Source organism: Streptomyces sp. NPDC087310, from assembly GCF_044744405.1.
In the GTDB taxonomy this organism is placed as follows: domain Bacteria; phylum Actinomycetota; class Actinomycetes; order Streptomycetales; family Streptomycetaceae; genus Streptomyces.
The window spans coordinates 898440-924033 of record NZ_JBIUYF010000001.1 but is presented as its reverse complement, the minus strand read 5'-3'; the positions used below and the strand labels follow the sequence as shown (position 1 = coordinate 924033).

The 25594-nt window shown below is 73.8% G+C and carries 13 protein-coding genes; 6 read left to right on the top strand and 7 right to left on the bottom strand.

What is annotated here, in order from left to right; translation table 11 throughout:
* Position 1 precedes the first annotated feature (1 nt).
* Positions 2-1357, top strand: a complete 1356-nt coding sequence (locus ACIO3P_RS03680; protein WP_401850658.1) for an MFS transporter — start codon at positions 2-4, stop codon at positions 1355-1357.
* A 23-nt stretch (positions 1358-1380) separates the two neighbouring features.
* Here ACIO3P_RS03680 and ACIO3P_RS03675 read toward each other — a convergent pair whose 3' ends face one another.
* The 5 genes from ACIO3P_RS03675 to ACIO3P_RS03655 form a co-directional block, all read right to left on the bottom strand.
* On the bottom strand, positions 1381-3234 hold the full coding sequence (locus ACIO3P_RS03675; protein ID WP_401850656.1) for a hypothetical protein: 1854 nt from the start codon (positions 3232-3234) through the stop codon (positions 1381-1383).
* Complete coding sequence (locus ACIO3P_RS03670) at positions 3231-6980, bottom strand: DUF5682 family protein (RefSeq protein WP_401850653.1); 3750 nt, start codon at positions 6978-6980, stop codon at positions 3231-3233. The genes ACIO3P_RS03675 and ACIO3P_RS03670 overlap by 4 nt, the downstream gene beginning before the upstream one ends.
* A complete protein-coding gene (locus ACIO3P_RS03665; RefSeq protein ID WP_401850898.1) occupies positions 6967-8163 on the bottom strand; it encodes an AAA family ATPase in 1197 nt (398 codons plus the stop codon). Before ACIO3P_RS03665 ends, ACIO3P_RS03670 begins: the two co-directional genes overlap by 14 nt.
* Before the next feature lie 71 nt (positions 8164-8234).
* Complete coding sequence (locus ACIO3P_RS03660) at positions 8235-13316, bottom strand: hypothetical protein (RefSeq protein ID WP_401850650.1); 5082 nt, start codon at positions 13314-13316, stop codon at positions 8235-8237.
* Positions 13313-14239, bottom strand: coding sequence for a DUF4132 domain-containing protein (locus ACIO3P_RS03655; protein WP_329827221.1), 927 nt, complete (start codon positions 14237-14239; stop codon positions 13313-13315). Before ACIO3P_RS03655 ends, ACIO3P_RS03660 begins: the two co-directional genes overlap by 4 nt.
* 152 nt (positions 14240-14391) lie before the next feature.
* Here ACIO3P_RS03655 and ACIO3P_RS03650 point away from each other — a divergent pair, with 152 nt between their 5' ends.
* The 5 genes from ACIO3P_RS03650 (at position 14392) to ACIO3P_RS03630 (ending at position 21853) form a co-directional block, all read left to right on the top strand.
* Positions 14392-15420 carry a sirohydrochlorin chelatase gene (locus ACIO3P_RS03650; protein WP_401850647.1) on the top strand — a complete coding sequence of 343 codons (1029 nt, stop codon included), beginning with the start codon at positions 14392-14394 and terminating at the stop codon, positions 15418-15420.
* Between the two features lie 25 nt (positions 15421-15445).
* On the top strand, positions 15446-16777 hold the full coding sequence (locus tag ACIO3P_RS03645; RefSeq protein ID WP_401850644.1) for a deoxyguanosinetriphosphate triphosphohydrolase: 1332 nt from the start codon (positions 15446-15448) through the stop codon (positions 16775-16777).
* 231 nt (positions 16778-17008) lie between these two features.
* Positions 17009-18286: an FAD-dependent oxidoreductase gene (locus ACIO3P_RS03640; protein WP_329827226.1), complete on the top strand. Its 1278-nt coding sequence runs from the start codon at positions 17009-17011 to the stop codon at positions 18284-18286.
* 93 nt (positions 18287-18379) lie between these two features.
* The gene (gene dnaG, locus ACIO3P_RS03635) at positions 18380-20284 is read left to right on the top strand and encodes a DNA primase (RefSeq protein WP_329827228.1); all 1905 of its coding nucleotides are present in this window, start codon (positions 18380-18382) and stop codon (positions 20282-20284) included.
* A 207-nt stretch (positions 20285-20491) separates the two neighbouring features.
* Positions 20492-21853 (top strand): RNA polymerase sigma factor, encoded by a 1362-nt coding sequence (locus tag ACIO3P_RS03630; RefSeq protein WP_401789702.1) that lies wholly within the window; start codon positions 20492-20494, stop codon positions 21851-21853.
* A gap of 55 nt (positions 21854-21908) precedes the next feature.
* Here the strand turns inward: ACIO3P_RS03630 and ACIO3P_RS03625 are convergent, their stop codons facing one another.
* Complete coding sequence (locus ACIO3P_RS03625; RefSeq protein ID WP_401788623.1) at positions 21909-23840, bottom strand: ABC transporter ATP-binding protein; 1932 nt, start codon at positions 23838-23840, stop codon at positions 21909-21911.
* Complete coding sequence (locus ACIO3P_RS03620) at positions 23840-25573, bottom strand: ABC transporter ATP-binding protein (protein WP_329827232.1); 1734 nt, start codon at positions 25571-25573, stop codon at positions 23840-23842. Before ACIO3P_RS03620 ends, ACIO3P_RS03625 begins: the two co-directional genes overlap by 1 nt.
* Positions 25574-25594: the final 21 nt, after the last annotated feature.

The following is a 25594-nucleotide window of genomic DNA, read 5'->3' as shown; positions in this document are numbered from 1 at the left end:
GATGGGCGCTCCCGACACCGACACCAGGCAGAACAGCGCACCGGAGCCGGAACCCGGAAAGGGATCGGGATCCGAACCGGCGATTCCGGCCAAGGCGTACCGGGTCATCGTGGCCGCGTCGATCGGCAACGCGCTGGAGTGGTTCGACGTCCTGATCTACGCGTTCTTCGCGACGACCATCGCCAAGGTCTTCTTCCCGGCCGCCGACGACACCGTCTCCCTCCTCCTCGCACTCGGTACGTTCGGCGTCTCCTACCTGGTCAGGCCGCTCGGCGCGCTCGTACTCGGCCGGTACGCCGACCGCGTGGGCCGCAAGGCGGCGCTCATGCTGTCGATCCGGCTGATGATGCTGGGCACGGCGCTGATCGCCGTCATGCCGTCCTACGCCACCCTCGGCCTCACCGCTCCCCTCCTGATCCTGGTCGCCCGGCTGCTGCAAGGTTTCTCGGCGGGCGGCGAGTTCGGCAGCTCGACGGCGTTCCTCGTGGAACACGCCCCGAAACTCCGGGGCTTCATGTCGAGCTGGCAGTTCGCCAGCCAGGGCATCAGCACCCTGCTCGCCGCGAGCTTCGGCACCGTACTCTCCGCGACGCTGTCCACAGGACAGTTGGAGTCCTGGGGCTGGCGCGTCCCGTTCTTCTTCGGTCTGCTGATCGGGCCGGTCGGCTACTACATCCGCCGTTACGTGGACGAGGCACCCGAGTTCGAGCGCGCGGCGGCGGAGGCCGGGGCGGAGCCGGGGACGGCGACGGAGCGCAAACCGGTGACGGAGGTGGTGCGCGACCACAAGCTCCGCGTCCTGCTCTGCGTCGGCACCCTCGCGGTCTCCACCGCCGTCACCTACTTCATCTCGTACATCCCGACCTTCGCCGTCAAGGAACTGGACCTGCCGGCCTCGACCGGCTTCGCGGCGACCATGGTGACCGGTGGTGTCCTCGCGGTCATGACCCCCTTCGTCGGCTTCTGGTCCGACCGGGTCGGCCGGATCCGGATCATGGCGGCGTTCGCCGTACTGATCCTGCTGCTGATCTACCCCTCCTTCGCCTTCCTCGTGGCGCACCCCGGGTTCGGGCTCATCCTCGGCGTGATGTTCCTGGTCGGTGTGTTGAAGGCCGGCTACTTCGGCTCCCTCCCCGCGCTGCTGGCGGACCTGTTCCCGATCAGCAGCCGGGCGACGGGGATGGCGCTCAGCTACAACATCGGTGTGATGCTCTTCGGCGGGACGACACCGGTGGTGACGGTCTGGCTGGTCGACGTGACCGGCGACAAGCTCGCGCCCACCTGGTACCTGATGGTGCTCGCCGTGGTCTCCCTGGCCTCCGTCCTGCTGGCCCGACGCAGGTTCGGTGTGCGGTAGCCCGAGTCGTACGGTCCGGGCGGTCAGCCGACGGATATCTCCGGCGGGGCCCAGGCCGCCAGCAGCAGCGTCTCGGTCGCCGCCGCCGTGTAGACCGACGCCGCGAGCCAGGCCAGGGCGAATCCCTCGGGATCGGCGGGGAGCAGCCGGCCCAGCACGTCGTGGCGGCGGTCCGCCGCCGCCTCGGCCAGGGCGAGGGCGCGCTGCGCGCCGGTGGTCAGGCCCACGGCCCGCAGCCGGCGGGGGAGTTCGTCCTCCACCGCGGCGGCGGAGACCGCGCGCCCGCCCGCCACGGCACGGTCCACGGCCCGGCGCAGCAGATCCAGCTCGACGGGGAGCGCCGAGGGCGCGGCCGGCGCGGGTGAGGCGGGCCGCGCGTCCCGTACGGTGGGGATGTGCGAGCGGTTGAGCCGGCGCAGCCCCAGGTCCGCGCGGACGGGCTCCCCGTCGTGGCCCGTCCAGGACGCGGCCAGTACGCGCACGACGTCGGGGCGGTCCGGTACGACCCGGGCGACGAGCCGCAGCGCCAGCCCGGGGCGGGTGGCGAACAGCGCCAGGTTCTCCGCGTAGGGCAGCTCGGGCCGCTCGTCGGGGGCCGCCAGCCGCAGTACGGGCCCACCGGACACGGCGAACCCCGTGCCCCCGCCGCCGAGCCCAGGCCCGGTGACGGTGACGGTGCCGTCGAGGAAGAGCAGATCGCCGCCCGCGCCACGGGAGTCGAAGGGCTCGGCCAACCAGGCCAGCGCCGAGGCCAGTTGGGCCGCGGGAGGCCGCTCCCAGAGCGCGGCGAGCGGCTCCTCCCGCCACCCCGCCCCCGCGGCCCGTACGGAACGCACCTGCCCGCCCCCGCCGATCCGCCCGTCCGGCGAGACGGTCGGCGAGGTCAGGATCACTCCGCCGCCGTCGCCCAACTCCCGCAGGGTGAGCGCGCAGCCGCCGGGCAGCGGTGTCCCCGATGCCTGGAGGGCCCGGCCGGGCCCGCCGGGAGCCACGTCCGAGCGGGTACGGAGCGCACCGTCCGGGGCGAGCGCGTACACCGTCGCGCCCGCGTAGCCGGACGCCGTGACGACCGGCTCGGTGAACAGCCCATACAGCCGCAGCGGCCCCTCGGGCCGGTAGTCGCGTCGGGCGGGCGCCGCCGCGTCGGCCGGGCGGCGCACCAGGTCGAGCAGTTCGGCGAGTTCGCCGGAGAGCGCGGAGAGCCGGAACGCCGGATCGTCGGACCGGGCCTCACCGAGCTGCCGCGCGATCCGGACAGCGGTGGCGGCAGGGCGGGACAGCCCGGCCAGGCGCGCGGAGTGCGCGGCGTGCAGCAGCTCGGCGCGGTGCACGGCGCCGGACCCGGCGACACCCGAGACGAGCACGGCGGTCGCGGCTTCGCGCAGGGCGCCGAGCGCGTCGGCCTGGCCGGCGGTGAGCCGAGACGGCCCGCCCTCACCCGCCGCGCCGACTCCGGCCGTCTCGGCTCCCGGCTCTTCGGCAGATCCGCCGGCATCCTCCGCGACGGATCCGCCGGGGTCCTCCGCGCCCTCCTCCCCGTCTTCCGCCGTCCCGCCTCCCAGGGCGAGGGGCGCGCTGGACAGCACGGCCGCGCGGTGCAGACAGGCCGGGGCCAGCAGGCAGTCGCACACCGCGCTCTCCGCGTCGGCCACGATCCCGCCCGTCACCCGCAGCGTGACGGCGGTGTCCTCCGCGACCCGGACGAGAACACCCTCGCCGGTCGCCTCCACGGGCCAGCCGGCCGCCTTCGCGACCGCCCCGTCCACCCGCTTGCGCAGCCGGGCGGGCAGCAGATCGAGCGCCCCGGCCGCGACCTCGGCGGCCACGGGCGGCAGTACGGCCGCGGAAACCGCGGCCCCAGTGGCGAAATCCGTCATCGGTGTGCCCCTCCTACTTGTTCGCCGACCCAGCGGGCCAGCTCCAGCGGGCTCAGCGCCGCGACCGGCATGCCCGCCCCCACCAACTGGCCCGCCACGCCCGCCGAATAGCGCGGCCGTCCCGCGTCGTCCAGCGAGGCGCAGCCCAGGACCCGGCACCCCGAGTCGACCAGCGCCCGTACCTCGGCGAGCAGCGGGGAGACCGGGCCGCCCTCCTCGAAGTCGCTGATCAGCACGGTCAGCGTGCGGGACGGCACGGTCATCAGCTCACGGGCGTGCCGCAGCCCGCGCGCGATGTTCGTGCCCCCGCCGACCCGGACCTCCAGCAGCAGGTTCAGCGGGTCGTCCACCTGGTCGGTCAGATCGATCACTTCGGTGGAGAACGCGACGAAGTGTGTACTGACCGCCGGTACCCCGGCCAGTACGGAGGCGGTGAGCGCCGCCCAGATCGTGGACGCCTCCATCGAACCCGAGACGTCCACGACCAGGATCAGCCGCCAGTCCGCCGACTTACGGGCCCGGGTGCGGAAGACGGGCCGCTCGGGCAGGACCGTCACGGCGCCCGTCCCCGGGTCCCGGCGGGCCGTCGCCAGATTGGCGCGCAGCGTACGGGAGAGATCCAGCGGGCCACCGGGGCGCCGGGTCGGGCGCGGATGCGCCAGCCCGGTCAGCGCGGGACGCATCCGGTTGGCGAGCGCCTCGGTCAACTCGGCGACCAGCCGCGCCACCAGGGGCCGCAGCCGCGCGAGCTGGTGCTCGGGGAGACCGCCCGCGTACGACAGGACGGTACGGAGCAGCTCCACGGAGGGCCGGGCCGCCGCCGGGTCGAGTTCGAGGGCGGCGTCGAGCCGGCCGGCGTCGGCCGCCGCGGCGAGCACCTCCTCGCGAATGCCGGGCCCGAACAGCGCGGACAACTCCTCCGACCAGGACCGCACATCGGGGTACGAGCCCCCGCTGCCGCCCCTGTTCCCGTCTCCGTCCCCGGTCCGCTCCTCGCCCCGGGCGCCCTCGCCGCGCCCGTACCCGTACAACTCGTCGAGTGCCCCGGCGATCCGTTGGGCGTGCCCGCTCAGCCCCCGCCCCTTCCCGAGGAGCAACCGCCACCGCTCACCGGCGCCGAGAGCCGACTCCCCATCCACCGAGGCGTCCGCTGAGGCGTCCACTGCGGTGTCCACCCCGGCGAGCCTCGCGGCCGTGGCAGACCCGCGCACCGGCACACCGACCGCCGCGCCCGCCCGCTCTCCGGGTTCCGCCGTGCCGGCCGTGGTAGTCGTCGTACCGCCCAACCCCCTCGCCGCCAGGGCCTCCCGGCCCGCCAGGTCCGCCGAGGCGAGGAGGGCCAGTGCCGTCGGGTCGGAGAGGGCGGGCGGGAGGGCGCCCGCGGCGAGGCCCGTACGGTCCCGCACCGCGCTCAGCAGGCGGGACCTGGCCGCGGGGGAGAGGATGTCGAAGCCCGCCCGCAGCGCGGGCAGCCGGTCGAGGAAGGCACGGTCGGGCAGCGACTCGACCCGCTCCAGCAGCGGGTCCAGCGCGCGGCCCGTCTCCAGCAGCGGGCCCGCCGCGAGCAGCGTCCCGCGCAGGAAGCCCGCCAGTTCGGCGCGGAGCTCGGGCGTGGTCGCGCCGTCCACCCGGGATGCCACCCGGACGCCGAACTCCGGCGCCTCCCGCTGCCCCAGCAGCACCCGGGCCGCCCCCGCCGCGCCCCGGATCAGCGGTGTCCCCTCGGTGTCGAGCCGCCGTAGCGCCGCGTCGAGCCGTAGCCCTCCACCGCCGCCGCCCCCGCCCGGGGCGAGCGTCGCCGTCGCCCGGTCCGCCAGCGACACCAAGGCGCGCGCGTCCGCCGGGTCCGTGGAGCCCGCCAGCCCGTCGAGCGCGCGCACCCCGGCCGTGGCCAGCTCCTCGTACGCCGCGTCGAGCGCCGTCCGCTCCCACCCGGCCGGCAGCCCCGGCAGATGGCCCGCCCTGATCCGGTCCAACAGGGCGAGCCCCGACAGCAGTTCGGGCAGGGCGCCGGAGTCCGGCAGCAGTGCGGCCGTCTCCGTCAGCCGCTCCGCCGCCAGTTCGGGCAGCCCGCAGCGCGCCGCCTCCGTCAGACCGGCCAGCACCTCGGCCGCCGTCGGGCCGCCGGCGCGCCGTTCCGCGGCGCGCCGGCGGCGCAGTATCCCGGTCGTCGCCTGATCGAGCGTCACCCCGTGCACACCCGCCAGATCGAGCATCGCGGCCGTCGAGGGGGTCCAGGCCGCCACCCAGCGCGTGGTGAGCGGGGCCGCGTCGCCCACGCCCGCCACCTCGCTCTCCTCGCCGTACGGGATCCGGCAGGCGGCCAGCCGGCGCAGACACACCTCCCGGCGCCGGTCCAGCTCGCCGCGGTGCGCGTCGAGGCGCAGCTCGCGGCGGCCGGGGTCGGCCGGATCGGGCAGCGACAACGCGCCGAGCAGCGCCTCGACGGCCGGGCCCAGCCCCGAACGCGGAGTGCCGAGTGCCGTCCTGCCCTGCCGCGAGCCGACCAGGACCTTCTCCATGGCGGCGGCCACGACCCGGCCCCGCCCGAGCATCCGCCCCTGGGTGAGGACGGTCTGCACCGCCTCCACCAACTCCCCGCGCCCGGCGGCGGGCAGCCCGCGCAGCGCCGCCAGGTCCCTCGCCACCCGGACGACCTCACGGGCGTCGACCGGCCCGCTCGGATGCCCGGCGTCCCGTACGGCCGCGCAGATCCGTACCGCGCTCGCCGTCAGCAGGTCGTCCAGCAGCGCGCGATCCCCGCCGGCGAGGAACACCCCGCGCTGCCACTCCGGATCCCGGATCCCCGCCGGATAGCCGGACCGCTCGTCCAGCAGCGCGTACGTGTACGGCACGAGCGAGGTGATCACCTCCACGGCACCCCCGCCCTCCACGGCCCGTTCCGTGTCCGCCCCGTCCGCCCCGGCGCCGTCCGGCAGCAGCGCGGGCGCGTGGAAGGCGCCGATCACGGCGGCCGTACGGCGGCCCCGGTGCTCGGCCAGCCGCCGCCGCATGTTCGCCTCACGCCGCAGGTCGTACGGGTCCACCGCGCCCGCGTCGGCCCGCAGTGCCCAGCCGACCAGCAGCGCGGCCCGGCGCAGCGCCTCCGCGCCGGACCCGGGGGCCGTGGCCTCGACGAGCCGGTCCCACAGGTCGTCGCCCGACCGTCCCCCGGCCCGCGCCCGCAGCGCGGCGGCGAGCGTACCGGGGGCCGCGCCGGACCCCCGTTCCCGCGTCCGCCTCTCCTCCGCTTCCCCTTCCCCTTGCGCTCCCTCTTCCCCTTCCGCTTCCTGGCCGCGTGCCGGTGCGCGCGCCGCCAGCGGCAGGTCGAACGCGACGACCTCCACCCCCGCCTCCCGGGCCCAGCGGATCGCCGCCAGCTCCGGCGAGAACTCCGCGAACGGCAGGAACACCAGGCCCTCGCCCACCCCGTCGCCCGAGCCGCCCGTTCCGCCCGGACCGCCCGTGGCGCCCGCCAGCGCGACCGGTGGCACCGTCTCCGGGTCGGCGAGATACGGCAGCCACGGCCCGAACTCCTCCGGCAGCTCGACGAGCAGCACCTCCGGCGCCGCCTCCGCCAGCATCGCCGGTACGGCCGCCGCCAGCGCCGGGGAGTGGTGCCGTACCCCGATCAGATACGGCTCCCGGCACCCGGCGAGCGCGTCCAGCGCGTCCGTGACCCCCGCCTCGTCGACCCCTGCCTCGTCGGCCCCCGGCTCGTCAACCCCCGGCTCAACCCAGCTCATCGCGCAGCTCCCACAGCGTCCGCCACAGCGGGGCCCCCGCCTCCGCACGGCGCCGGACCGGGCCGTCCCAGTACCCCAGCAGCCGCGCGTGGTCGGCCGGGTCGTCCTTGCGTACGGTGCCGAGCAGATGGCCCGGCAGCGTCCGTACGACGTCCCTGCCCTCGCCGAGGTAGGCCGCGCCCAGCCCCATCGACGTGGCCACATGGACCGCCTCCGCCGTCGACATCACCGTCGAGGGGCGCTCGATCTCCCACCCTTCCGCGCTCCGGCCGGTCCGCAGCTCCCGGAACGCCGTCACCAGCGCTTCGAGCACCGTGTCGTCCACCAGGAGTTCCGTGCCGCCGCGCTCCAGCGCCGCCGTCGCCTGGGCGCGCACCAGCGCCGTCTCGGCCTCCAGATCGTCGATCGGGCCGACCGTCTCGAAGTTGAAGCGCCGCTTCAGCGCGGCGGACATCTCGGAGACGCCCTTGTCACGGAGGTTGGCCGTGGCGATCAGGGTGAAGCCGGGCACCGCGTGTACCGTTCCCTCCGCGCCGTCCCCGCCCGCCAGTTCGGGCACCGACATCCGTCGCTCGGAGAGCAGCGAGACCAGCGCGTCCTGCACCTCCGGCAGCATGCGGGTGACCTCCTCGATCCGGGCCACCGCGCCCCGTGTCATGGCCGTGAGGACCGGGGAGGGCACCAGGGCGTCCCTGCTCGGGCCCTTGGCCAGCAGCATCGCGTAGTTCCAGCCGTACCGGAGCTGGTCCTCGGTGGTGCCCGCGGTGCCCTGCACGGTGAGGGTGCTGGAGCCGCAGACGGCGGCGGCCAGCAGCTCGGAGAGCATCGACTTGGCCGTGCCCGGCTCACCGACGAGCAGCAGCCCGCGCTCGCCCGCCAGCGTCACCACACACCGCTCCACCAGCGACCGGTCGCCCACGAACTTGCCGGGGACGACGAGCTGTTCGCCGCCCGGGGAGCGCAGCGGCTCACCGCCCGAGCCGCAGATGAACTGCACCACCGCGCGCGGCGTCAGCCGCCAGCTCGGCGGTCGCGGTCCGGTGTCGTACGCCGCCAGGAACGCCAGTTCCGCCGCGTACCGGTCCTCCGGGAGCTCGACCTGGCGCCCCGGCCCCGCGCCACGACCCGTCTGCGCGTGCAGCGCGGTGTCCGTACCCACGCCCCCGCCCGTCTCCGTACCCATCTCTCCGCCGTCCCTCTCCGTGCCCGTGCCCGTGCCCTTGTCCGAACCCACGCCGCTCGTCGCCGCGTCCGTCATCGCCGGCCTCCCCGGCGCCCGCGACCGCCGCGGCCCTGGAACTCCTCGTAACCCGGCGTGTCCCCCTCGGCGACCCGCCGCCACGCGGCCTCGAACATCCGCTCCACCGACCGGTGGCCGACCACGACCCCGGGCATCTCCCACGCCAGCAGCGTCGTCTTCCAGCTCTCCGAGGGAAGCCGCGGCGCGGATGCCTCCAGCCAGCCCCCGGGCAGGAACAGCGACCGCCCCGCCCTGGCCCGCTTGGCCTCCACCACCAGGTCGGTGGCGGCCAGTTCGGCCCGCGCCTTCTTCATCCGGGCGGGCTTCCAGCCGGTCCAGGCCGTCTGGTTCCTGTCGGTCGGATCGGGCAGCGCGAGCAGCATCAGATAGAGCGCCGCCGCGTCACCGGAGAGCCCGAACCGCTCGGCGGCCTCCGCCACCAGCTCCGGCACGCTGTGGCACGGATCGTGCTGCGCCCCCGGCGCGCCGTCCGCCGAGGCCAGCTCCATGAACTCCTCGCTCAGCACCGCCCGCAGCGCCACCAGCGCGGGCGCGTGGCCCGCCGTCGCCGTCAGCAGCTTCAGATCGGGATGGTCGGGCCCGCCCGCCCCGGTACCGCCGGTCCCTTCCGCGTTCGAACCGCCGTCCCCGGCCGCCGCCCAGGCCGCCGGCAGGACGGCCGACGGGCGCACCCAGATCGCATCCGTGCCCCGGTAGTACCGATCCGGTGCCAGTACCAGCGCCGGGGTCAGCTCGAACAGCTCCTTCTCGTCCGTCCCGCGCTTCGCCGTCACCCCGTGGGCCTCGCGCAGCCGCGGCGACACGGCGTCCCACGCCGAGTCCCGGTCGACGCCCAGGGACAGCAGCAGACCCGGGTCGGCGAGCCGTTCGCGCACCATCCGCACCGTCGTCGGCAGGACGGCGCGCAGCGGATCGCCGTACGGCAGCCGGTACGCCAGCCAGCGCACCGCGTCGACCAGCTCGCGCAACGTCTTTCCGGTCAGCAGCCGGTGCTGGTCGGCCGCTTCCAGCTCGCCGTCGACCATGCGCTGTTCGGTACGGCCCGTCAGCGCGGCCAGCAGCTCGGGGTTGAGCGCGTCGTTCACCGCCGTGCCGCCGCCCTCCTCCGCCACCATCCGCCGGATCAGCGACGCCGGGGTGGCCCGCCGCCGGCCGCGCGCGGCGATCCACGCGTCCGCCACCGGCTCCACCGGGAAGCCGTCCGTCCACAGCTCCGCCACCCGCGCCGGATCCCCGGGCAGCAGCAGCGCGGTGTACGTGCGCGATTCCGCCTTGCTCAGCGTGCCGAGCACGGCGCGCCCCAACTGGGCCTCGGCGCTCTTCGCGGCCAGCGGTTCCAGGTATTCGGCGGTCAGGGCGTCGCCCCTGCCCTGGTAGCCGCTGTGTCCTGGGGAGCCGAGCTGGAGCAGGGTGGCCGCGACGGTCGTCGTCCCGACCCGGTCCGCGAAGTCCACGGCCCACTCGGGCCGGTACGGCATCGGCCCGCGCTCCCGCACCAGCTCCATCAGACGCCGCACCACGGGCGCCCGCGGCGGGTCGTCGGCCGTGCCCAGCACCTCGGACGCGACGACCGTCCAGCCGTCCCAGCCGCCGAAGGCCCCTGCGGGGTCGTACTCGACGGCGTGCCAGAACGCGTCCTCCTCGTCGTCGCGCACATGGCCGAGGACCAGCAGCCGCCGCGCCCCCGCGTGCCGTACCTCTCCGCGGGACGCCTTCGCGTCCCCCTTCGCCGGGGCGCGCAGTTCGACGGTGCGCAGCCGGCCGCGCGGGTCGATCAGCAGGGCGTCGCCGGCGGCCTCACCACCCGCCTCACCGGCGGAGGCCGCGGCGCCCCCGGCCTCCACGGACAGCGCCGTGTCCAGGAACTCCAGCAGCGCGGCGCGTCGTTTCTCGTCCGTGGTGGGCGAAGCGGCGCGCACCGCGAGCGCGGCCATGCCCACCCCGCCCAGCGTCGCCCACCCCACGTTCGTCTCCTTCAGGCCCGTACGCCCGGCGACCGCGCCCGGCGCCGTCATCTCCCGCATACGCCGGACCTGTTCGAGGACCGCTGTGCTCGCCCGCGGCCTGAACCAGTAGTGGGAGTACGGGTCCAGGACGAAGCCGTTGAACGCCTGGCTCAGCACTTCGTCGGTGGCGTGCAGCACCTCCGGCTCCCGCCGCGTCTCCGAGCCGTCCCCCGCGGCCCGCGCCGCGAGCGTCCGTACCCGCCTGCCCTGGCGTGCCGCCTCCACCAGCAGCCCGGCGACGCCCGCCACGAGCGCCGGGTGCGTGATCCCGGGCAGCAGTTCGCGCACGGCCGCCCCGGCCTTCGCCTCCGTCTCCGCGTGCGTTCCCTCGCCGACCGCGGCCAGCAGCGCCGCCGCGTCCTCGTCGGTCACCGCGCGCAGCGCGGCCGAGCCCCGCTCGTCACGGGGGCGCAGGGCGTGCCAGTGGTCCAACGGCGCCACCAGCGGGGTCCCGGCGGCGTGGACGCCACCCCGAGCGCCCTCCTCCACCGTGGCGAGATGGATGCCCTCCGCGTCGTACAGATCGATCCCGGCGCGGTATCCGGTCGTCTCCCGCGGGTGCAGTACGGCGCCGCCGGGCAGCCGCAGCGGCGGTACGGGAAGTCCGGCGCGGGCATGCTCCGGCGCCGTGCCCGCCGGCAGCGGTACGGCCGGGCTGCGGCTGCCGTCCACCGAACAGGCCGTCAGCGTCCCCGCCTTCGGGTCGTGAACCACCGACCACCCCAGCAGCCCGTCCTTGGTGCCGAACGGCGAGGACTCCTGACCTGGCCCTGCGGGAAGCAGCCGGCACGCGCGCTCCACAAGCTGTACGCCGCCGCCCGCGAGCGCCGAGTCGAAGAAGCCCGGCACGGAGGTCCGGCCCCTGCGGGCGGTCTCCGGGTCGTACTCCCACCACCGGTTCTCGTGCAGCACCCAGACGGAGATGCCGTCCGAGGCGACCGAGCGGTGCTCCGACGCGAACGAGGTGTCGCCCGCGTACACCGGCCGACCGCCGTAGCAGCGTCCGCCGTCGGGCAGTTCGAGCGACGGCCGGATGTCCAGCCAGTGGTCGGACAGCCCGCCCGAGGGCGTGAACACCTCGGCGGGACGCCCGGACCACACGGCCCGCCGGTCGTCGCCGTGCCCCTGGGCGACCAGCCACTGGCCGCCCACGTAGTGGACCGCAGCCCCGCTCCAGTCGCTGGACGACGTGGTCGGCAGGGTGAGGGTCCGCCGGTCGACGACCTCGGTGGCCCCCACGGCCACGGTCTCCGCGTTGAGGCGCACCAGCAGGGCGGGCCACGCGTCCCGCACCCGGTACCAGTCGTCCACCCCGTAGCTGTACCGCCGGCCCGACGACTTCGGATCGACCTTGCCGAGCCCCGGCAGGGCCTCCTCCAGCGCGGGCCACCCCAACTCGTCCAGGATGCCCGCGCGCAGCGTCCTCGCCAGGGCGGGGGCGGGCGAGACCGCGGTGATCCGGGCGACCGCCTCCGGCGCGGTGGCCAGCACCTGGCGCGACGAGAAGCGGCTCAGCCGCCGCAACTGGTCGTCCAGCCCCGGAAGTCCGAAGGGCAGCGACAGATCGTCCGCCCGGTCACCGAGCCACCCCACGAGCGCCGTGCGCAGCGCCGGGTGGTCGGCGATCCTTTCGAGCTGCTCCGTGGCGTCGCCGTTGTCCGCGGCCTCCTCCACACCGGTCCGCAGCAGCGGGGCGAACCTGGGGTCGGCGGCCAGCGCCGCCAGGTCCCGGCCCCCCTCGGACCGGTCGGACAGCCACTCGCCGAGGTGGAGATGGCGGGCGTCCGCGGCGGGAGGGGCGACGGGCACACCCCACGCCAGACACGCGTCGAGCAGATCCAGGTCCGCCATGACGCGCCGCCCGCGGTTCCTCAGCAGCCGCACCGGCGTGCCGTCCGCCACCAGCCGGTCCACCAGCCGCTCCACCAGCGCCAGTTCGGCGGGGATCCGCCGCGTGTCGCGCCAGCCGCGCCCGCGGTGCCCGGCCCACGCCGACAGCCACTCGGCGGCCGGAACCGTGCCGTCCACCAGCAGTTCGACCGCGCCGCACCGCTCCAGCAACTCCAGCCAGGAGGCGTCGAACTCCTCCGGACGGTCGCCGCCCGCGGACGGCATCAGCGCCAGCAGCCGTTCCCGCACCGAGCGGTCCTCGGCCGCGGCGGTCAGCGCGGGCAGCGCCGACTTCCAGAAGCTGCCGGCCGCCCGGTTCATCGGACCGGTGTGGATGATCTCCTGGAGCAGCGACCGCTCCTCGGCCGCCACGTCCAGACCCGCGCCCTTCGCGAGCCGCCGCAGGTCCTCCAGCATCCCCGCGTACGGGGCGAGTCCGGCCGCACACCGCTCCAGCGAGACCGCCCGGAACTGTCCGTACGCCTCCTCCGCCGACAGCCGGACCGTCAGCGCCTTCGCGTGCTCACGCAGCGCCTTGCCGCTCAGCGCGCCCGCCCCCGCGAACTCCAGGAACACCTCACGCAGCCGCTTCTCGTCCACCTCCAGCGCGTGTCGCTGCTCCGCCGCCCGCGCCTTGCCGAAGAACACCGAGGCGTGCTGACGGGACTCGACGCCCAGGAAGAGCCGCGCCACCTGCTCGTAGTAGGTGGGCAGGAAGTGCGGTACGGAGCGGTCGAGCCGCTCACCGATCTCGTCGAACCCCTCCTTCGCCAGCCCCGGTTTGGTGGCGACGAGCCGGGTCAGCCGCTCCATCTCCTTGACCACGGCGAGCGCGTGATGCCCGTTTCCCGGATCGTTCACCAGCGCCCAGGCGGGGAAGCCCAGCGACTGCCGCCTGACCCGGCCGACCGGCTCGGCCCGCGCCGCGCCGAACCCCAGGTACTCCAGCGACAGGTCCTCGGCGGCCCCGATCGCCTCGGGCACCAGCCGGACCACCGCGCGCCCGTCCAGCGCCGGGTGCTCGTACGCCCGCGCCGTGAGCACATCGCCCTCCGCGCCGGCCCCGTACGGCAGGACCCCTCCGGCGTCCAGCACCACCTTGACCGGCCTCCCGGCCGAGCCGGCCGATCCGGCCGGCTCGCCCGGAGCCTGGTTCCCCTGCGGTCGTACGTCGCTCACAGCGCCTTCTCCTCGTCGCTCTCGACCACGCGGCCCGCGTACACCAGCGCGGCCATCCGCTCGCCCTCGGACCAGGCGACCGGCCCCACCTCGGCGAGCGGCAGCCGCCGCCCCGCCGCGTCACGCCACTCCAGCGCACCCGTCACGGTCTCGCCGTCGGGGTAGTCGTCCCCCAGCCAGTACGCCGCCTCCAGCGCGCGGCCGTCCTCCACCAGCGGGCAGATCGCCTGGCCGCCCCGCACCCGGTAGCCGAGCTGGACCGCGCGGGCCGTGGCGTGCCGGAGCTGCGTGAACTTCCCGTCTGCGTACGCGCGCCACACCGCCGCCCCGGCGGCCCCGGCAGCTCCGGCCCCCTCGGGGGGCCCTCCGGTCCCCGCGAGGTCGGGGCGCCGCCACACTTCGCGGAAGAGCTGCTCGGCCCCCTGCTCCACACCCAGCTCGGCGGCGAACTCCCGCAGCTCCGACAGGTCTTCGAGGAGCACCGGGTGGGGGAGCAGCACCGTCTCCACCTCCGCCGGATCCAGCCGCACCGAGTCCCCGTCCAGATCGACGATCCCCAGCCCCCGCACCGGATCCGCGTCCCGCAGGAAACCGGCGCGCGCGGTGTCCGCCGAGCCGTCCGCGGCCACCGGCGCCACCACCAGATCGCGCAGCACCGCCTGCCACGCCGCGTCCGGCCACACCCGCGCCAGCAGGGCCACCGGGACCGGCAGCGACCGCACCAGCCAGCCGTCCACCTGCTCCCGGCACTCCCGCTCGTGCCGCTCCAGCCACTCGGCGAGCTGCCGCAGCCGCACCACCTCGGCATCGTCCTTGAGCTTGGGCGGCACCTGCTTCAGCGCCCGCCCCGCGGCATTGCGGCACACCACCTTCGTGCCGTCCAGCGCGACGGCGTACCCGCCCGTCGTTTCGATCCAGCCCATGGCAGGATCCCCCTCCCCGACCTCTGGTTTCCGAACTGAGATCACACTAGGTGACGGGTCTGACAACGCCCCCGCGGCGTCTGTGAGGTGGTGGAAAACCCCCGTCACCGCCGCGCAACCACCCGGCAACCCGGGCCCGGCAGTATCGGCTCATGACGGAGTCGGCGCACCACCGCATGCCACCGCCGCGGCCACACCCCGGCACCCCGCCGGACCCGCACCGCGCCGACCCCACGGACCCGCACCGCGCCGACCCCGCGAAGGCGCCGCTGCCCGACAGCGCGGCGCAGCTCTTCGGCCGGATCACCGCCCAGCTCGGTCACCAGCTCAGCCACGTCACACGGAACGGAACCCGCAGGAGCATGCGCCACCCCACCCTCGTCGTCGTCGCCCACGGCAGCCGCGACCCGCGCGCCCTGCGCACCGTCACGACGCTGCTGGACCGGGTACGCGAACTGCGCCCCGGCGTGGACGTACGCCTCGGCCACATCGAGATCGAGGAACCGCTCCTGTCCGGCACCCTCGCCTCCCTCGCCACCGGCCGGGCCGTCCTCGTACCGCTGCTGCTGAGCCGCGGCGTCCACATCAAGCGCGACCTGCCCGCGTTCACCGCCGCTGCCGCGCCCCGGCTGGAGACGCGCGTCGCGGCCCCGCTCGGCCCGCATCCGCTGCTGGTCGAGACGTTGTACGACCGGCTCCTCGAAGCCGGCTGGCCCGCGGGCCCCGGGCATCCGCCGCACCTCACGCACCTCACGCACCCCGCGTACCCGGCGGACCCCGGGCGTCCCGGCCCGTACCACCGCGCCGCCGCCGGCGTCGTCCTGGCCGCCGCGGGCTCCCGCGACCCGGAGTCCGCCGCCGACACCCGCCGTACGGCCGACCTCCTCAGCGAGCGCCTCGGCGGCGTCCCGGTCCTGCCCGCGTACGCCTCCGCCGCCTCGCCCACCGTCCCCGAGGCGCTGCGCGCCCTCGCCGCCCGGGGCCGCCACCGGACCGCGATCGCCTCGTACTTCACCGCGCCCGGACACTTCGCCACCCGCAGCGCCGCCGACGCGCCCTGGATCGCCGCCGCCCCGCTCGGCGCGCACCCCGCGATGGCCCGGCTGCTGCTGCACCGCTACGACGAGGCTCTGGCGACGGCGCACGGCACGGCGGGCCGCCGCCTCCTCGCCCCCGCGTAGCGCGCCGTCCGGTTACGGTCGGTGCATGGCAGGCACAGGCACAGGCATCACCGGAATCACCCCACCGCACCCCTCGGCACCGGCGAGCGCGTACGACGACCGGGCCACCGAACGCTGGGACGCCGAATCCGACAAACGCCCCGGCCGCACCGCGTTCCAGCGTGACCGCGCGCGCGTGCTGCACTCCGCCGCCCTGCGCCGGCTCGCCGGAAAGACCCAGGTGGTCACCCCCGGCTCGCGCAGTCAGGAGTGGGACGCCAGTCCCCGTACCCGGCTCACCCACTCCCTGGAGTGCGCCCAGGTGGGCCGCGAGCTGGGTGCCGCCCTCGGCTGCGATCCCGATCTCGTCGAGACCGCGTGTCTGGCCCATGACATGGGCCATCCGCCGTTCGGCCACAACGGCGAGCAGGCCCTCAACGAGTTCGCCGCCGACTGCGGTGGCTTCGAGGGCAACGCCCAGTCGCTCAGGCTGCTGACCCGGATCGAGCCGAAGCGTTTCGTCCGGTCCCCGGAGAGTGGCGAACTCGTCAGCGTCGGCCTCAACCTCACCCGCGCCGCACTCGACGCCGCGACCAAGTACCCGTGGCCGCGCGGCGCGCACCCCACCCAGACCGGTTCGGTGAAGTTCGGGGTGTACGAGGACGACCTGCCGGTCTTCCGCTGGGCCCGCGCGGGCGCCCCGGCGGACCGGATCTGCTTCGAGGCGCAGGTCATGGACTGGTCCGACGACGTGGCCTACTCGGTCCACGACTTCGAGGACGCGCTCCATGCCGGCCATGTCGACCCCGCCGCCCTCTCCTCGGAGGCCGAACGGAGCGGTATCTGGGCGGTCGCGATCGGCCGCTACGTACCGGCGGACACCGACCCGGGCGAACTGGCCGCCGCCCTCGACCGGCTCATGGCCCAGGAGTGGTGGCCGCGCGGCCACGACGGCTCCGCCCTCGCCCAGTCCCGCCTCAAGGACGCCACCAGCCAGCTCATCGGCCGCTTCTGCGAGGCCGCCGAGGGCGCCACCCGGCGGGCGTACGGTACGGGCCCGCTCACCCGGTACGCCGCCGAACTCGTGGTCCCGCGCGCCGCCCGCCACGAGTGCGCCGTCCTCAAGGCCGTCGCCGACCGCTACGTCATGCAGCGCGCCGAGCAGGAGGTGCTCCGCGCCGACCAGCGCGTCGTCCTGGCCGAACTGGCCCGGGCGCTGACGGATCGGGCCCCGCGCGGGCTCGACCCGCAGTTCCGCGCGCTGTTCGCCGCTGCGGGCGACGACCGGGCGCGCAAACGCGTCATCGTCGACCAGATCGCCTCACTCACCGACGCGGCGGCCCGCTCGCTCCACGCCGAACTGACCCGTTCCACCTGAGGCGAATGAGCGACCCGCGCCCCTCATGGCGCACACCTTCCGACGCGGGCGTGTACGAAGTAACCGGTAACCGGATCACCTCAGCAGAACCTCGGTAACCGGATCACGTCGGACCCTGTCGGACCCTGCCGGATCCGGCCGAGAGTCAGGCCCGTGGAGCGCTCCCTCTTTCGCCATCACGCTCCGTGCGGGACGCTCACAGATGGCGGCAGCGTGAAGAGGAGGCATCAAGTGGTCGACGCACATCGGACATTTGTCATCGTCGGCGGAGGGCTGGCCGGGGCGAAGGCCGCGGAAACCCTCCGTAAGGAGGGGTTCACCGGCCGGGTGATCCTCATCGGTGACGAGCGCGACCACCCCTATGAACGCCCACCCCTGTCCAAGGGCTATCTGGCCGGCAAGGAGGAGCGCGACAGCGTCTTCGTCCAGGAGCCCGCCTGGTACGCGCAGGCCCAGGTGGAGCTGCACCTCGGCCAGAGCGTCACCTCCGTGGACCGCGACACCAAGTGCGTGCACCTCGGCGACGGCACCTCGCTGCGGTACGACAAGCTGCTTCTGGCGACCGGTGCCGAGCCGCGCAGGCTGGACGTCCCCGGTACGGATCTGGTGGGCGTCCACCATCTGCGCCGCCTCGCCCACGCGGACCGGCTGCGCCAGGTACTGACGGCCCTCGGCCGGGACAACGGCCATCTCGTGATCGCGGGCGCGGGCTGGATCGGCCTGGAGGTCGCCGCGGCGGCCCGCACCTACGGGGCCGAGGTCACCGTCGTCGAACCCGAGGCGACCCCGCTCCACCGGGTCATCGGCCCCGAACTGGGCCAGCTCTTCACCGATCTGCACCACGAGCACGGCGTACGGTTCCACTTCGGCGCCCGGCTCACCGAGATCGTCGGCCAGGACGGCATGGTCCTGGCGGCCCGTACGGACGACGGCGAGGAGCACCCGGCGCACGACGTGCTCGCCGCGATCGGCGCGGCCCCGCGCACCGCCCTCGCCGAGGCCGCCGGGCTCACGCTCGCCGGCCGGTCCACGGGAGGCGGCATCGCCGTGGACTCCGCCCTGCGCACCTCCGACCCCGACATCTTCGCTGCCGGGGACGTGGCCGCCGTCCCGCTGCCGGGGTGGGGAGCCGCGCTCGGCGTCGACCGGGTGCGCGTCGAGCACTGGGCGAACGCGTTGAACGGCGGCCCGGCCGCCGCACGCGCGATGCTCGGCCTGGACGTCCGCTACGACCGTGTGCCGTACTTCTTCTCCGACCAGTACGACCTCGGCCTGGAGTACTCGGGCTGGGCACCGCCCGGCTCGTACGACCAGGTGGTCGTACGCGGCGACGCGGGAAAGCGGGAGTTCGTCGCCTTCTGGCTGAAGGACCGCACGGTGCTCGCCGGGATGAACGTCAACGTCTGGGACGTCACCGAGGACATCCAGCGCCTGATCCGCTCCGGCGCCCGCCAGGACCTGGAGGCCCTCGCCGACCCCGGCGTCCCGCTCGCGTCCCTGGGCACCTGACAGCCGGTGTCCGGCACCTCACCCCCGACATCCGACGGAGGAAGAGGCCGACGGGTGTCCGAGGCTGTCGGTGGGTCCCCGTAGAATTCACGCGTGGCTGGCAGGATCAACGATGACGACGTGAAGGCGGTTCGGGACGCGGTCCCGATCGACGCCGTCGTGTCCGAGTACCTCCAGCTACGCAGCGCGGGCGGCGGCAATCTGAAGGGGCTCTGCCCCTTCCACGACGAGAAGTCCCCCTCCTTCCAGGTCAGTCCGAGCAAGGGTCTCTTCCACTGCTTCGGCTGCCAGGAGGGCGGGGACACCATCGCCTTCGTGATGAAGATCGACCATCTCTCCTTCTCGGAGACGGTCGAGCGGCTCGCCGCCCAGGCGGGCGTCACGCTGCGGTACGAGGAGGGCGGGTACAACCCCGCGAGCCAGCGCGGCGAGCGTACGCGGCTCGTCGAGGCCCACAAGATCGCCGCGCAGTTCTACGCGGACCAGCTCTCCGGGGACGAGGCCGCCGTCGGCCGGACCTTCCTCGCCGAGCGCGGCTTCGACCAGGCGGCGGCCGAGCACTTCGGCATCGGCTACAGCCCGGTCGGCTGGGACCACCTCACCCGCTTCCTGCGCGGCAAGGGCTTCACCGACAAGGAGCTGACGCTCTCCGGGCTCTCCCAGGACGGCCGCCGGGGCCCCATCGACCGCTTCCGCGGCCGGCTGATGTGGCCGATCCGCGACATCTCCGGCGAGGTCGTCGGCTTCGGCGCGCGCAAGCTCCGTGACGACGACAACGGACCGAAGTACCTGAACACCCCCGAGACGGCGATCTACAAGAAGTCCCAGGTGCTGTACGGCGTCGACCTGGCCAAGAAGGACATCGCCAAGTCCAGCCGCGCCGTCGTCGTCGAGGGGTACACGGACGTGATGGCCTGCCATCTCGCCGGGGTCACCACCGCCATCGCGACCTGCGGTACGGCCTTCGGCGGCGACCACATCAAGATCCTCCGACGGCTCCTGATGGACAACGGCAGCGCCCGGGTGATCTTCACCTTCGACGGGGACGCGGCCGGCCAGAAGGCCGCGCTGCGCGCCTTCGAGGACGACCAGAAGTTCGCCGCCGAGACCTACATCGCCATCGCCCCCGACGGCATGGACCCCTGCGACCTGCGCCTCGCCAAGGGCGACGCCGCCGTCCAGGACCTGGCCGAACCCCGCACACCGCTCTTCGAGTTCGCGATCCGCCAGATCGTCTCCCGGTACGACCTGGAGACCCCGGCGGGCCGTGCCGCCGCGCTCGACGAGGCCGCGCCGATCGTGGCCCGTATCAAGAACGGCTCGTCGCAGCACGAGGTCGCCGTCCAGCTCGCCGGCATCCTCGGCATCCTCGACACCCAGTTCGTCGTCAAGCGCGTCGCGCAGGTGGCCCGCTGGGCGCGCGACCGCGGCGGCCGGGGCCCGTCGGCCGGTCCCGAGCAGCGTGCGCGACAGCCGTACGAGACCGAGGCGCGGCAGGCCCCCTCCGGCCCCGCGCTCACCCTCCGCAGCCCCGCCCACCGCACCGAGCGCGAGCTCCTCAAGCTCGCCCTCCAGCGGCCCGAACTGGTCTCCCCGGCCTTCGACGCCTACGGGGAGGACGAGTTCACCGCCCCGCCCTACGCCGCCGTACGCAGGGCGATAGAGGACGCGGGCGGCGCCGAGTCGGGGCTCCAGTCCGTCGCCGAGTATCTGGCCCGGGTCCGTGAGGCCGCGCCGAACGACGCGGTGCGCGCCATGGTCACGGAGCTCGCGGTGGAGGTCTTCCGGGGCAAGACCATCGACGAGGTGTACGCGGGACAGCAGCTCGTCCACGTCCGGCTGCGTGCCGTGGACCGCCGCATCCAGGACGTCACGGGCACACTGACCCGACTGGGCAGCCAGGGCGACCCGGAGCGGTACGAGGCCGTCCAGAAGGAGCTGTGGGTGCTCCAGCAGTACGGTCAGGCGCTGCGCGCACGCGGCGCGGAAGCGCTCTGACAGCGACGCCGCGCCCGACCGGGCCCGCCGGGGGACCGCACGGGGCCGCCCCGGCCGCACCCCTGTAACGGCCCGGTTACGGACCGGACTCAGAAAGTCCCCGCACGCCCCTCGTGGCGGCCACATCCCGTGCCCCACACTGGGGTGCGGTGCCTGAGTCCTCGGAGCGCGGCCGTCCACCGGAAGGCGGACACCTCACCCCCGCGGATCCGCTCATCGTGTACGGGACGGAAGGCGGCCCGGCCGCCCCCGCCCCGCTGCCGTACGCCCCCGAACCGGCAGCGATCACCCTGGAGGTCGCCCCCCGTGCAGACCCAGACCCTGACCGAGACACCGGCCGAGACGCCGGACGTGTCCACCGCCGGACGCGTCGGCGCCGTACCGCCGCAGAGCCGCGCCACCCACCACCCCGAGACGCTCCTCCCCGGGACATCCGTGGAGCGCGGCGACCCCACCGCACACCCGGACCCCACCGCACACCCGGACCCCACAGCTCACCCGGAACCCACCGCACACCCGGCGTCCCCGGAACCTTCGGCGGCCCCGCAGTCCCTCGATCCCCTCGGGCCCCTCACCGAGCACCCCGTGGAGGTGCCCCTCGTGCCCGAGCCCGCGGCACGGCGGGGCAGCCGCGCCGACACCGGCGGGCCCTCGTCCGACCTCTTCCGGCAGTACCTGCGGGAGATCGGCCGTATCCCGCTGCTCACCGCCGCCGACGAGGTCGACCTCGCCCGCCGCGTCGAGGCCGGTCTCTTCGCCGAGGAGAAGCTGAGCGCCGCCAGCGACCTCGACAAGGAACTCGACTCCGAACTCGCCCTGGACCTCGACCGGCTGGTCGTCCTCGGCCGGATGGCCAAGCGCCGCCTCATCGAGGCCAATCTGCGCCTCGTCGTCTCCGTCGCCAAGCGGTACGTCGGCCGCGGTCTGACCATGCTCGACCTCGTCCAGGAGGGAAACCTGGGCCTGATCAGGGCCGTCGAGAAGTTCGACTACGCGCGCGGCTACAAGTTCTCGACGTACGCGACCTGGTGGATCCGCCAGGCGATGTCCCGGGCCCTCGCCGACCAGGCCCGTACGATCCGCGTGCCGGTCCATGTGGTCGAGCTGATCAACCGGGTCGTACGGGTCCAGCGCAGGATGCTCCAGGAGCGCGGCCACGAGCCGGCCCCCGAGGAGGTCGCCGCCCAGCTCGAACTGACCCCCGACCGCGTGAGGGAGGTGCTGAGGCTCGCCCAGGAGCCCGTCTCCCTGCACGCCCCGGTGGGGGAGGAGGACGACGTCGCGCTCGGGGACCTGATCGAGGACGGCGACGCCGCGTCCCCCGTCGAGTCGGCGGCCTTCCTGCTGCTCCGCGAGCACCTGGAGGCGGTGCTCTCCACGCTCGGCGAGCGCGAGCGCAAGGTCGTGCAGTTGCGCTACGGCCTGGACGACGGCCGGCCGCGCACCCTGGAGGAGATCGGCCGGATCTTCGGCGTGACCCGCGAGCGGATCCGCCAGATCGAGTCGAAGACCCTCAGCAAACTCCGCGACCACGCCTACGCCGACCAGCTCCGCGGCTACCTGGACTGATCCGTACCGCCGGTACGAATCAGTCCAGATGGCCCCACTGACCCCTGCGGGGCCGTCAGTCGACCTCGACCACCGCCTGGGCGAACTGCGCCTGGTAGAGGCGGGCGTAGACGCCGTCCGCCGCCAGGAGCTGGTCGTGCGTGCCCTGTTCGACGATGCTGCCGTTCTCCATGACGAGGATGACGTCCGCGTCGCGGATGGTGGAGAGACGGTGCGCGATGACGAAGCTTGTCCGGCCGTGGGCGAGTCGCGCCATGGCCTTCTGGATCAGCACCTCGGTACGGGTGTCGACCGAGCTGGTCGCCTCGTCCAGGACCAGGATCACCGGGTCGGACAGGAAGGCGCGGGCGATGGTGATGAGCTGCTTCTCGCCGGCGCTGACGCCCGAACCCTCGTCGTCGATGACGGTGTCGTAGCCGTCCGCCAGGGTCCGTACGAACCGGTCGGCGTGCGCCGCCCGCGCCGCCTCCTCGATCTCCTCGCGCGACACCTCGCGCGACGCCCCGTACGCGATGTTCTCCGCGATCGTCCCGCCGAACAGCCAGGTGTCCTGGAGGACCATGCCGATCCCGGACCGCAGCTCCTCGCGCGACATCCGCGCCACATCCACGCCGTCCAGGAGGATCCGGCCACCGGTCACCTCGTAGAACCGCATCAGCAGATTCACCAGCGTCGTCTTGCCCGCCCCCGTCGGACCCACGATCGCCACCGTCTGCCCCGGCTCCACGGCCACCGACAGGTCCTCGATCAGCGGCTTGTCGGCCTCGTACCGGAACGACACGCCCTCCAGGACGACCTGGCCCCGCGCCTCGTGCAACCGCTGCACCGCCGGGGTGTCCGCCTCCTGCTCGTCCGCGTCCAGCAGCTCGAATATCCGCTCGGCGGAGGCGACGCCGGACTGTACGAGGTTGGCCATCGAGGCGACCTGGGTCAGCGGCGTCGAGAACTGCCGGGAGTACTGGACGAACGCCTGGACGTCGCCGATCGACAGCGTGCCGGAGGCGACCCGCAGCCCGCCGACCACCGCGACCAGCACATAGTTGAGGTTGGAGATGAAGAACATCAGCGGCTGCATGATCCCGCTGTTGAACTGCGCCTTGAACCCGGCCTCGTACAGCTTGTCGTTCTGCTCACGGAACAACTCGGCCGATTCGTCCTGCCGCCCGAAGACCTTCACCAGGGAGTGCCCGGTGTACATCTCCTCCACATGCGCGTTGAGCGAGCCGGTGACCTTCCACTGCTGGACGAACTGGGGCTGCGACCGCTTGCCGACCTTCGCCGCCACGAGCACCGACAGCGGCACCGTCACCAGCGCGACCAGCGCCAGCAGCGGTGAGATCCAGAACATCATCACCAGCACGCCGATGATCGTCAGCAGGGAGTTGACGAGCTGACCCATCGTCTGCTGGAGGGTCTGCGAGATGTTGTCCACGTCGTTCGTCGCGCGGCTGAGGACCTCGCCGCGCGGCTGCCGGTCGAAGTAGGACAGCGGCAGCCGCGACAGCTTCGCCTGGATGTCCTCGCGCATCCGGAACACCGTGTGGTTGATGACCCGGATCGAGAGCCGGCTCGACACGAGCATCAGCAGCCCGGCGCCGACGTACACGGCCAGCGCCGTCAGCAGTACGGTGCCGATCGCGCCGAAGTCGATGCCGTGCCCTGGGGTGAAGTCCACCCCGGAGAGCAGATCCGCGAGCCCGTCGTCCCCCTTGGCCCGCAGCCCGTCGATGGTCTGCTCCTTGGTGACGCCCGCCGGGCTCTGCCGGCCGATCACCCCCGCGAAGATCAGGTTGGTCGCGTGCCCGAGGATCTTCGGGCCCCACACCGAGAGCCCGACGCTGAGCACGCCCGCGCCGACCATCCACCACAGCGTGGCCTTCTCCACCGCCAGCCGCCGCAGCAGCCGCTTGCCCGACCCCTTGAAGTCCATGGACCGCTGCGTCGACGCGGCACCGGCCATCATCATGCGTCCGCCAGGACCGCTCATCAGGCAGCCTCCGCCTCGGTCAGTTGGGAGAGCACGATCTCCCGGTATGTCTCGTTGCCCGCCATCAGCTCGTGGTGGCGGCCCTCGCCGACGACCCGGCCCTCGTCCAGCACGACGATCCGGTCGGCGTCGCGGATGGTGGAGACCCGCTGGGCGACGATCAGTACGGTCGCCTCCGCGGTCTCCCGCGCCAGCGCGGCCCGCAGCGCCGCGTCCGTCGCGTAGTCCAGCGCCGAGAACGAGTCGTCGAAGAGATAGATCTCCGGCCGCTGCACCAGGGTGCGTGCGATGGAGAGCCGCTGCCGCTGCCCGCCGGAGACATTGGTGCCGCCCTGCGCGATGGGCGCGTTCAGCCCGCCTTCCAGCGTGGTGACGAACTCCTTGGCCTGCGCCACCTCCAGCGCGTGCCACAGCTCCTCGTCGGTCGCGTCCGGGTTGCCGTACCGCAGATTGGTCGCGACCGTCCCGGAGAACAGATACGGCTTCTGCGGCACCAGACTCACCGTCCTGGCCAGCAGGGCGGGTTCGAGCCCGCGTACGTCGGAACCGTCCACCAGCACCTCCCCGCCCGTCGTGTCGAACAGCCGGGGTATGAGCCCGAGCAGCGTCGACTTCCCGCTGCCCGTCGACCCGATGACGGCGGTCGTCTCGCCGGGCCGCGCGGTCAGCGAGACCTCCCGCAGGACGGGCTCCTCGGCACCCGGGAACCGGAACTCGGCGTTCCGTATCTCCAGGTGTCCGTGCCGGCGCAGCTCCCGCACCGGGTTCTCGGGCGGTACGACGCTCGACCGGGTGTCCAGCACCTCCTTGATGCGCTCGGCGCACACCTCGGCGCGCGGCACCATCATGAACATGAAGGTGGCCATCATCACGGCCATCACGATCTGCATCAGATACGCGAGGAACGCGGTCAGCGCGCCGATCTGCATCCCGCCGCTGTCGATCCGGTGCGCGCCGAACCAGACGACGGCGATCGACGACAGGTTCACGACCGTCATCACGGTCGGGAACATCAGCGCCATCAGCCGGCCGGTCGACAGCGCGACATCGGTCAGCTCGGTGTTGGCGCCCTTGAAGCGCCCCTTCTCGTACTCGTCCCTGACGAACGCCCTGATCACGCGGTTGCCGGTGATCTGCTCCCGCAGCACCCGGTTGACCGTGTCCAGCCGCGTCTGCATCGTACGGAACAGCGGCCGCATCCTCTTGACGATCAGGCTCACGGAGATCCCGAGGACCGGCACCACCGCGAGCAGCACCGCCGACAGCGGCACGTCCTGGCCGAGGGCCATCACGATGCCGCCCACACACATGATCGGCGCGGACACCATCAGCGTGAACGACATCAGGACCAGCGTCTGCACCTGCTGGACGTCGTTGGTGGTGCGGGTGATCAGCGAGGGGGCCCCGAAGCGGGCCACCTCACGGGCGGAGAAGCTCTGCACCTGCCCGAAGACGGCGGCCCGCACGTCCCGGCCGAGGGCCGAGGCCGTCCGCGCGCCGTAGTACACGGCGCCGATGTTGCAGATCACCTGGACGACACTGACGGCGATCATGATGCCGCCGAACCGCAGGATGTAGCCGGAGTCCCCCTTCACCACACCGTTGTCGATGATGTCGGCGTTGAGGGTCGGCAGGTAAAGGGTGGCGATCGTCTGTAGAAGCTGGAGCGCCACCAGCAGGGCTATCGGTTTCTTGTACGGGGCGAGATGGGCTCGCAGAAGTCGTAGCAGCACACGCAGTCTTTCGGACTCGGC

What these genes read in the sequence shown, in the direction of transcription:
- ACIO3P_RS03680 (WP_401850658.1), top strand. Translation starts at nt 2, where the DNA reads ATGGGCGCTCCCGACACCGACACCAGGCAGAACAGCGCACCGGAGCCG.
- ACIO3P_RS03675 (WP_401850656.1), bottom strand. Translation starts at nt 3,234, where the DNA reads ATGACGGATTTCGCCACTGGGGCCGCGGTTTCCGCGGCCGTACTGCCG.
- ACIO3P_RS03670 (WP_401850653.1), bottom strand. Translation starts at nt 6,980, where the DNA reads ATGAGCTGGGTTGAGCCGGGGGTTGACGAGCCGGGGGCCGACGAGGCA.
- ACIO3P_RS03665 (WP_401850898.1), bottom strand. Translation starts at nt 8,163, where the DNA reads ATGGGTACGGAGACGGGCGGGGGCGTGGGTACGGACACCGCGCTGCAC.
- ACIO3P_RS03655 (WP_329827221.1), bottom strand. Translation starts at nt 14,239, where the DNA reads ATGGGCTGGATCGAAACGACGGGCGGGTACGCCGTCGCGCTGGACGGC.
- ACIO3P_RS03650 (WP_401850647.1), top strand. Translation starts at nt 14,392, where the DNA reads ATGACGGAGTCGGCGCACCACCGCATGCCACCGCCGCGGCCACACCCC.
- ACIO3P_RS03645 (WP_401850644.1), top strand. Translation starts at nt 15,446, where the DNA reads ATGGCAGGCACAGGCACAGGCATCACCGGAATCACCCCACCGCACCCC.
- ACIO3P_RS03625 (WP_401788623.1), bottom strand. Translation starts at nt 23,840, where the DNA reads ATGAGCGGTCCTGGCGGACGCATGATGATGGCCGGTGCCGCGTCGACG.